The sequence below is a fragment of the Acetivibrio sp. MSJd-27 genome, assembly GCF_018918095.1.
In the GTDB taxonomy this organism is placed as follows: domain Bacteria; phylum Bacillota; class Clostridia; order UMGS1840; family HGM11507; genus HGM11507.
This window is the reverse complement of the sequence record NZ_JAHLPV010000081.1, coordinates 1-2,769: the sequence shown is the minus strand read 5'-3', so window position 1 is coordinate 2,769 and position 2,769 is coordinate 1. Positions and strand designations below refer to the sequence as shown.

Annotated in this window: 3 protein-coding genes; all 3 read right to left on the bottom strand. The window is 39.8% G+C overall.

The window, feature by feature from the left end:
* The coding region (locus KQI32_RS13115; RefSeq protein ID WP_216426063.1) for an RHS repeat domain-containing protein at positions 1-1,271 on the bottom strand (1,271 nt) is incomplete at its 3' end.
* A gap of 94 nt (positions 1,272-1,365) precedes the next feature.
* Entirely contained in the window at positions 1,366-1,908 is a 543-nt protein-coding gene (locus KQI32_RS13110) for a hypothetical protein (RefSeq protein WP_216426062.1), read from the bottom strand.
* 12 nt (positions 1,909-1,920) lie between these two features.
* Positions 1,921-2,769, bottom strand: an 849-nt coding sequence (locus KQI32_RS13105) for an RHS repeat-associated core domain-containing protein (protein ID WP_216426060.1), incomplete at its 5' end; no start/stop codon positions are given.

Below are 2,769 nucleotides of genomic sequence, written 5' to 3'. Positions count from 1 at the left end.
TTGGTCACATTGCCCAGCTTGTCATAGATGTTGGTCACGGAATTCCCCTGCGGATCTGTCGTGGAAACCAGCTGGTTCAGATAGTTGTATGTATAGGTTGTCACCCCGTGAACCGACGGATCGATGGCGTCATTGATATTGGTAATTCCTGTTGTCATCTTCGTAATATTTCCAATTCCATCATACTCGTATTTCACAATATTGTCAATATTTCCGTCATTGGAAATTACCGAAACCAGCTGATTCATACTGTTGTAAACCGTCTCCACCAGCTTGAAGCGTTCTGCCTCGCCGGGCTTGTTGTTCTGCTGATACTGCTTCGTCACGTTGCCCGCCGCGTCATAGAAGTATTTCACCTTTGCCGTCACATTCTCTTCCATCGGTGTGACAACTTCCGTTTCTTTGTTCAGCTTATTGTATGCCGTGGTCACCGTATTTCCGTTGAAATCGGTTGCGGACACTGCCCGTCCCAGCTTGTCATAAGTGACCGTGCTTTCCATGTAGGTGCCGTCGTCCTTCAGCACCTCCTGCTTGGTGACCCGGTTAGCATGGTCATAGGTGTTTTTCTGCACGGCTTTGTTGGTATAATTCTCGTCATTGGCGCGGAAGTCGGTTGTTGTCAGCACATTGCCCAAGGTGTCATGAGTAAAGCTCTGGGTATAGGTTTTCCCGTCAAAGATTGCCTGCTGTTCCTTGATCACGCCGTGTACATCGGTTTTCTGTACAATCTGGGTTTTCGCCGTATCGGTCGAATACACCTCCACGGTAGTCTGGTTTAAACTGTTACTGATTGCATAGGCGTAATCCTTTTTGCTCAGAACCTTGCTGCCTTCTTTTGCCGTCTCCGACTTTGGACTGCTGTCCGCATAATAGGTGTATTCCATCACGCTGGAGGGAGTTGTCTCACTTTGCGCATACAGAGATATCTTGATCGGACGACTGAAAAGATCGTAGTCCGTCTGCTTCATTTTCTGATAGCCGGAACCCGGCTCTTCCATATAGATTGCATGCTCCCGTCCCAGCTTGTCGTATTTGATTTTCTGCTTCACATTGTTTTGGTTGGTCAGAATGATTTCATTGCTGACCGAATCATAGCTGAACCGGTTGGTTGTCCCGTCCGGGTTGGTCTGCACAAGCGGACGTCCCAGTTTGTCATAGGTGATAGCGATCACATTGTTGTTGCCGTCCTTCTGGTAGACCAGATTTCCCATCTTGTCGTATTTTTCATGGGTGGATACCGAGGAAAAGACAGGGGACGAAAATAATGTCACCTGTTGTCGGACATCAAATTCGTCCCCTGAAACAATTTATCATACACTAGATGTGTTAACTCACTAGAGTTGTCCAATTGACATTCTTTACACACTAAACATTCCCTTGGGCTTGTTCAAAAATATACAACACATCATTTTCCATTTGTTCAACTGTATAGGATTCCTTAGACTTATTTATGATGAGCTTAGAAACTTTTTTTATTAGCAACTCTTCAGTTTCTATAAGACCATTATACCAATGTGATAATAAGCCTATTTTACTATTGGAGTTTTCAGAAAAAAAATCTTTTAGGAATTGTGTCCAATTTTTCGAACTTTGCTGAATTGCATAACTTTTTTTCTTTTTTTCTTTCTCTATCAGTTGAATAAAATAATCTTCTGAGTCATTTAAAATCTTTGATAAATTATCTAATGTTTTTGACTCAATATTAAAACTTTCCATCTTTCCAATAGGTATATTATATTCATCTTTAATCCATTCGACTAAATAGTATTGTATATCTTTATTTAATAATTGTTTTTTTATAAAAGAATTATCTATGAGTGTAAATATTAAATTATTTTTTTTTCCAATACGATTTATTTTTTGTGAAGATATAGCTGGATAAACAACAGCTGTAGTATAGTTACTCATTTCTTTTCTCCTTTACCAATACCAAATATGAGAGCCATTTTTACGCCCATGTAAATGATAATGTGATTTATAACCACTACCTACACCATGAGGATTATCATGAACCGGCTCTTTTCCTCCACTTGCCATTTTAGCTAAATTATATGCAGCAGTTTTACTCTTGCTATATACGCTTTTTCCAAATATAACTCTGACGGCTGCCTCTGCTGTTGACAACTTTCTTCCAGTTTTTACACTTCCGCCAGAAATCCACGCTTCATAAAACACAGCATTATTGTTAGCTTTCTGAATTGCCTCGATTGTTTCAACAACTGCAATGATTGCTGCTGTAGATGCTATAGCAACACCAACCGCCTTTGCTGCCGCTATTATTGCAGCCGTTGTTGCTGAAGCTGTTATAGCAAAATTCCCACTTGGGTCTATATATGAATTTGGATTATTAATTCCGTACACATACAGATTGCTACTTTGTAGAATTATTTTTATAGATGGCTCTTGAATACCGCTAATTTCATTTTCTATTGTTTGCTCTTCTTCGTCGGTAAGTTGTCCTAATTTCCATCTAGCTACCTCATTAAGTTTTTCTTCAAGAGACATATTAGAACTTATATATAAATTGTTTATATGTTTTAAAATGAGATATTGTTTTTGAGCCTTTTGTTTGTTCTGAGTTTCTTCTTTGTCATATATATTATTTGCAGGATTCCAATGCGTATCCTCCGACGTGAACCTCCCAATGTCGCTGTCATAATACCTTGCCCTGAGGTAGATAAATCCGGTTTCATTGTCGAAATATTCTCCGCAGTAACGGAACGGATTGTTGTCTTCTGCCTGTTCCTGCTTCTGATTCCCGAACGCGTC